This is a genomic window from Sphingomonas sp. 179-A 2A2 NHS (genome assembly GCF_045371305.1).
Classification (GTDB): domain Bacteria; phylum Pseudomonadota; class Alphaproteobacteria; order Sphingomonadales; family Sphingomonadaceae; genus Sphingomonas.
Genome location: NZ_JBIQDE010000015.1, coordinates 1 through 6,442 on the forward strand (window position 1 = coordinate 1; position 6,442 = coordinate 6,442).

General features: G+C 63.6%; 6 protein-coding genes. 2 read left to right on the top strand and 4 right to left on the bottom strand.

From position 1 onward, the window contains the following. The 3 genes from ACH0AE_RS17480 to ACH0AE_RS17490 all read right to left on the bottom strand — a co-directional run. On the bottom strand, positions 1-1,500 hold a 1,500-nt coding region (locus tag ACH0AE_RS17480; protein WP_406876108.1), incomplete at its 3' end, for a GumC family protein. 10 nt (positions 1,501-1,510) lie between these two features. Next, positions 1,511-2,221 (bottom strand): polysaccharide biosynthesis/export family protein, encoded by a 711-nt coding sequence (locus tag ACH0AE_RS17485; RefSeq protein ID WP_406876109.1) that lies wholly within the window; start codon positions 2,219-2,221, stop codon positions 1,511-1,513. Between the two features lie 56 nt (positions 2,222-2,277). Beyond that, positions 2,278-3,645: an O-antigen ligase family protein gene (locus tag ACH0AE_RS17490; protein WP_406876110.1), complete on the bottom strand. Its 1,368-nt coding sequence runs from the start codon at positions 3,643-3,645 to the stop codon at positions 2,278-2,280. 263 nt (positions 3,646-3,908) lie between these two features. Between ACH0AE_RS17490 and ACH0AE_RS17495 the strand changes: the two genes are divergently transcribed. Both ACH0AE_RS17495 and ACH0AE_RS17500 read left to right on the top strand, forming a co-directional pair. After that, positions 3,909-5,165, top strand: coding sequence for a glycosyltransferase family 4 protein (locus tag ACH0AE_RS17495; protein WP_406876111.1), 1,257 nt, complete (start codon positions 3,909-3,911; stop codon positions 5,163-5,165). Between the two features lie 25 nt (positions 5,166-5,190). Next, on the top strand, positions 5,191-6,129 hold the full coding sequence (locus ACH0AE_RS17500) for an NAD-dependent epimerase/dehydratase family protein (protein WP_406876112.1): 939 nt from the start codon (positions 5,191-5,193) through the stop codon (positions 6,127-6,129). Between the two features lie 71 nt (positions 6,130-6,200). Here ACH0AE_RS17500 and ACH0AE_RS17505 read toward each other — a convergent pair. Beyond that, the coding region (locus tag ACH0AE_RS17505) for a recombinase family protein (RefSeq protein ID WP_406876113.1) at positions 6,201-6,442 on the bottom strand (242 nt) is incomplete at its 5' end.

The following is a 6,442-nucleotide window of genomic DNA, read 5'->3' on the forward strand; positions in this document are numbered from 1 at the left end:
CTTCGGCACCGACCCAAGCAGCGGGAGACCGAGCCGACGTTCGACTTCGCTCGGATCGGCGAATGCCTCGTCCATCTGTTCCAGCGCGAAGGCGATGCCGGCACCGATGCCGAGCCCGGCCAGCACCGCAATCGCAAGATTGAGCACGAGGCGCGGGCTGGACGGTTCCTGCGGAATATCCGCCGGATCGACAATCGAGATGTTGTTGACGCCGACCCCGCCGGCGACCCCTACCTCTTTGAAGCGCTGGAGAAGCCCGTCGTAGAGGGCGCGATTGGTATCAACTTCCTGCTGGAATATATTGTACTGGATGCTGCGGCGACGCAGATCGAGATAACTGGACTTCAATCCTTCGACGCGTTGACGCAGGGCGGTCTCGCGTTCGGCGGCCTGCCGGTATTCCGCCTGGACCGATCCGGATACCCGGCCTTCCTCGCGCGAGATCGAACGGTCGAGCTGATCGATCTGCGACTGGATGGCGCGAGCCGGCGGATAGTCGGGCTCGAACTGCACCATCAGGCGCTGATACTCCGCGGCCAGCTCGGCACGACGCTGGCGCAGCGTGTTGATCGCCTGATTGCGCAACGCCTCGCTCGATTGCCCGCCGCGCCCCGCCTCGCGGAAGCGGGCCTCGGCGGCGATGCGATCGGCAGTCGCCTGCGACAGCGCGGCGTTGAGCGAGGCGAGTTCGTCGGCAACGATCGATCGTTCGGCGGTCTGGTTCTCACCGGTGCCCTGCGCCGGGAGATTGATGATCCGCTGCTGCTCGGCATAGGTGACGAGCTGGCGCTGTGATTCATCCAGACGCTCCTTGGCCTGGCTCAGTTCGCGTTGCAGCAGATCGCGACCATAGGAAGTCGCCTGAACCTTGCGTTCGAGGTTGGTCTGGATGAAATTTTCGGCCCATGCATTGGCGACACGCTGGGAGAAGGCTGCGTCGGGGCTGGTGAATGCGATTTCGACCAGGCGTGACAGACGCGTGGGATCGATGCCGACATTCTTGAGCAGCACTTCGCCGGCGATACGCTGACGCACCGCGCGTCCGGCAGCGACGTAGCGGCCGTTCACCTCGCGGAAGGCCGCCTCGTCCTGATTGACGCCGAAGCGCTCGTAGAACGCCTTGTCATCGACCAGGCGCAGCTGGGTAGCGACGCGTTCGGCCAATATGCGTGAGCGCAGCAAGCCATATTGCGTTTCGTAGAATTCCTGATCGGCAGGGCTGGTCTCGCGCTCGACGCCCTGAAAACTAGTAACCTGGCCCGCTTCACGCGAAATCTCGATGGTCGACGTCGCGGTATAGCGCGGCGTCATCAGCAGCGTGATGATGAGCCCCAGCAAGAAACAGGCCGCCACCGCGCCGAGGATGACGTACCGCCAGCGCAGCGCGATGCGCAGATACTGGCGAATTACCGGCACGGCATCGCCACTTGCCGGAACGCCCGCTATCGCGGGGGCCGCAGGCGCGCCGCCCGAACGAAAGGTGGAACTGAGGAGGTTCATCGAAGGCGCCTTACTGCAGCACGGCGATAAGCGGCGCCGCGAGGACCGGCGACACGGAGACGAGATCACGGAAGAGGCGGCGTTGCGGTGAGTCGCCGACGATGATCACATCGTTGGCATAGACCGGCGGATCGTCGTAGGCACCACGGCGGATCGCCGCAATGTCGTACAGGCCGGCCATCCGTTGTGCGCCGACCGTGCGCAGGATGACGACGTCTTCCTGACGCGCGAACTCGGTCAGGCCTTTCGCGGAAGCGACCACGCGCATCAGCGTCATCTGGTTGGTGACGGGATACAGACCTGGTTCCACGACCGAGCCGTCGATCGTCACGACTTGGCTGACCGAACTCTTGATATTCACCGTGACTTCCGGATCGCGGACGTAATGTCTTCGAAGTGCTGCGGCGACTGCATCGCCCAGTTCCTGCGCCGTCTTGCCGCGGGCATCAATCGTACCTGCCAGCGGCATTGCGATGCGCCCGCTGGCATCGACCTGCATTTCGCGGCCGAGCTCGGGAATGCCGAAGACACTGACTTCGATCGTGTCGAGTGGCCCGATCAGGGCGGGCCGGTCCGCGGCGGTCAGGTCGCTGCGACTGGGCGGCGGAAGCACCGAACTCCCCTGAACGACGGTCAGACTGCCATTTGATACCAGCGGCTCACGCCGACCGCAGCCGGTCGCGATAAGCGCAAGGCACAAAACAGGAATCGAAAGGCGCATGCGCGGGGGAAGTCCATGGCGGTAGGAGAGACAGCGCCGCTCTATAGGTTTGCCGGTCAATCCGGTAAAGCAGGGGGCATTTTATCTGCGGTCGCCCGTGCCAGCCACCATGCGGCAACCACGAGAACCGCCATGATCGTAGGGGTGCGTGCGGGATAATCGGTCACACTTGCCGTCAGCACCAGAAGGATCGTTGCCGAGCCAAGCCGTCCCAACAGCACATCGCCATTGGGGGTGGCCCGCCACACCCAGACTGTCGCGATCAGCCACCACGCGACGCCTGCCGCCAGCACCGCCACACCGGGTAGCCCACCGTCGAGCGCAACGCCGAGAAAGTCGTTATGCGCCTGGTTAAAATAGGTGAACTTGAGCAGGCCCAGCGGCTCGTGCAGGCGGAACATCGGGTCGAAGCCGCCGAAGCCTGAGCCGAACGGCATATAGGTCCGGATCATCGACAAAACGGTCGGCAACGCGCGTGACCGCATGTCTTCGCCATTATCAAGGGCGATAAGCCGGTCGATCGCACTGGCGCGATCAGCCGCGAAGCTGATCGCGACGAAGCCGCCGACCGCCAATAGTGCCGTCACCACCACTGCTGGAAATACCCAGCTAGGTGCCATCGCCAATCGCCGGCGCAAGCGGCGGCCGATCAGCAGCAGGGCGAGTGCCAGCGCCAGCGCACCCAGCAGCATGCCGCTGCGCGAACCGGTGGCGAGGATCGTCAGAACGAACAGCAGCACGAGCCCGCTTGCAAGCGGCCCGCGCCAGCGAAGCGCCTGGTGATCCAGAAACGCCCATACCGGTGCCACAAGGCAACCGATCGCCAGGAACAGTGCGAAGTGATTGCGATTGGCAAAGATACTGCTGACGACACCGGACGTGTCATTGATCAGCGGGTTGTTGAAGTTGACGCCGGAGAATTGCAGCAGGCCCAGCAGCATCGCTGTTGCGATCACGACGAGGAGGACGGCTGACATCCGGCGGTGTGTCTGCTCCTTCGCTTGAGCTTGAACGAGCAGAACCGTCACCGGCACGATCAGCGACGCCAGCGCGTTGCGGGTAGCCCCCGGCGTCATGCTCCAGGGACGCCAGGGCACAGCGTCTCCTGGGATCAGCAGGATCTGTCGGCCAGGCAACGCCTGCCACCAGGCAGGTGGTAATGGGACGAGCTGGATCACGGGCAGCGCGATCATGACCGTCAGAAGCAAAAAGACAAAGCGGACGTTACGTAATGCCGGCCGGGGACCAAAAAGAACCGCGACAATCAGGATTGCCCAGCTACCGGCGCGGACGACAACTTGCCCAAGGGTGTCCGCCCGCGAGGCGCCACCAGCGATCCACAGCAACGCGAATACCAAGGAGATGAGGATGAGGGAGAAGTCTGGTCTGAACGAAGGCGGTCTGATCGTGCGTGGGTTGGCCATCAGGCTTCGTTAATCGATCGCGATCCTTTCCGAAACCGTTGGCGGCATGACGACTTTCGCCAGGCTGCCGGTTCCCGGTTCACTGGTCTTCGAGCCTCATCGCTGACACCATTTCCGAGAGTATGGCGCAACGACCCGGCAGTCGCTGGTCAGCGTTCGCACCTGTCAACGCATCGAACCCGCGCGCGATCACCAACTTGACCCCCCACCGTCGGCCGCTAGTCAGCGCGGAGCAGGAAGACGTGCGTATCAAGGAACCACGGGTGACGACAATTTTCGATGAGGTGCGTCGCCGTGAGACATCACTTAGAGATCGCATCCGCAGAAAGGGCAGTTCCCTCGCCGGACGTCTGCTTCCGCGCGGTGTTCTGCCCGGCACCATCGAGCATCGCATACGACACCGCCTCGCGGCAGGCGCGGCGGACCGACGGTTCTACGGCGCCGGCGATGGCTTCGTGGCCGGCCGACCCAAGGCTCTCCTCGTCAGTCAGGATATGAGCGCGAGCGGCGCGCCGGCATTGCTGCTCGAGATCGCGCGTACTCTAGTGGCCGGCGGGTGGGACGTCATGGTTTGGTCGCTCGCGCCCGGCGCGATGGTCGAGCGCTTCACCACGACTGATATCCCGGTCGTTTTGGACGGCGTCCGCGGCCTGCGGCAGCTGGCTCCGTCGCTCGGTGCCTCCTTTGATATCGCGATCTGCAACACGGCGGTGACCCAGGCGGCCGTGACGGTGCTGGCCCCGCATGTTCCCATTCTATGGTATCTGCATGAAGTGTCGGCGCTCGAGACACTGGTGAACCGCAAGGCCTTCCGCCAAGCGCTCGCACTGCCGCGCTTCGTCTGGGCAGGCAGCGAATTGAGCGCCCGCGTCGTGCGCGCGCATCGTGCAGACGTACAGGTCGTGCCTTATGGCTTGTCACCGATCGCGGCCGAACCGCTTGAAACAAGGCATCCCGGCGTACCCGCCCGGCTCGCGGTGTTCGGATCTTATGAAATGCGCAAGGGGCAGGACCTGCTCATCAATGCGTATTTGCGCCTGTCCGCGACGCAGCAAACGGCATTGAGCATCGATTTCTACGGCCGCGTCCTCGACCCGGCATTTCATGCGCAATTGCACGAAGCTGCGGCATCCCACCCCCAACTCGGCATACACGGCGAACTCGACCTTCAAGGCTATCATGATGCATTGACTGCGGCCGACGCAGTAGTGGTGCCCTCGCGCGACGACACGTTACCTCTCGTGTCACTCGATGCCCTCGGCGCAGGACGGGTGCTGATGTGTACCGCGACGACCGGCACGGCCGCCTACATAGAATCAGGAAAAACCGGCTTCGTCGCTGCCGAACCGACGGCGGAGGCCCTGGCCAGAATGCTTGAGGCTGCCTTGGCGCAGGGTAATTGCTGGTGCCGGATCGCGGCGGCGGGGCGATCAGTCTTTGATCACGCCTTCTCGCCGGATGCGTTCGCGTCCATGCTTCTGACGACCTGCACGACCATAGCCGGTCGGGAAATTGCCTGACATGGATCATTCGGGAGCAGGCTGGGTGGTGCTGGGCGCCGGGGGCTTCATCGGCACCAACCTCTGCCTTGCACTAAGGCAAAGCGGTTCGAAGGTGACGGCCGTCGGCCATCGTCCCGCCGACTGGCCGGCGATGCTGGCCGACGTGGCGTGGGTGGAGGCGGACTTTAACGATGCATCGGCGATGGCCCGCGTTGTGGCGCGCGGCGATACTGTCGTGCATCTGCTCGGGGGAAGCGCCCCGGCGGAATCTAATGCCAACCCGATTCGCGACGTAGAGGACAGCCTACTCCCCTCGCTGCGGCTGATCGACATCTGCGCGGCAGCCGGTGTCGGACGCCTCATCTTCCTGTCTTCGGGCGGCACTGTCTATGGCCCGAGTGACAGACAGCGCCTTTCCGAAAGCGATTCGACCAATCCGATTTCCGCCTATGGCATCAACAAATTGGCGGTTGAAAAGTATCTTGGCCTGTTTCGGCATCTGCACGGCCTGAGCGCCATCGCGCTACGGGTTGCAAACCCGTATGGGCCGTTTCACCGACGGGTTGCGCAGGGGATCGTCGGCGCGGCCCTATATAAGGCGCTAGCCGGCAAGCCGATCGAGATCTGGGGAGACGGGTCGGTTGTGCGCGATTACCTGCACGTTGATGATCTGGTGGCGGCCATCCTGCTCGCGGCGGATTACCAAGGCAGTGATTGGGTGTTCAACATCGGATCGGGGCAAGGCAGGTCGATCCGAGAGGTCGTCGTCGATGTATGTGCCCAGACGGACACGCCGCTGGCCAATGTGGTCTACTTGCCGGGACGGCTTGCCGACGTGCCGAGGAACGTCCTCGATTGCGGTCTCGCTGCGCGGGAGCTCGGCTGGCGTCCCCGCATTGCCTGGAGCGATGGGCTGAGGGCGACGGCGGAATGGATGCAAGACAAAGCGTCCTACGCCGAGGATCGAACTGCCGGGCGATGAGAAATCGCCGATCGGCCGTCAGGTGACGCGGCGCCCCACGCGGCCTGTCGTCTACCCGGTCCGGGGAGCGCTCAAGTCCCGGCTCGTTCGATCCGCTGGATCGCAGATCGCGAAACTCCGTACTTTTTCGCCAGGATCCCTAGCGACGTTCCCGCCAGGCGTTCGGCCCGGATATTTGCCCGTACATTCTCCGACAACGCGTGCCGACGACCCAGCTTCTTCCCCTGCTCGACCGCCCGACGCAGACCGGCTTGCGTGCGTTCGACCAGCAGATCCTTTTCGAATTCGGCGACTGCTGCGATCACCGCCATCG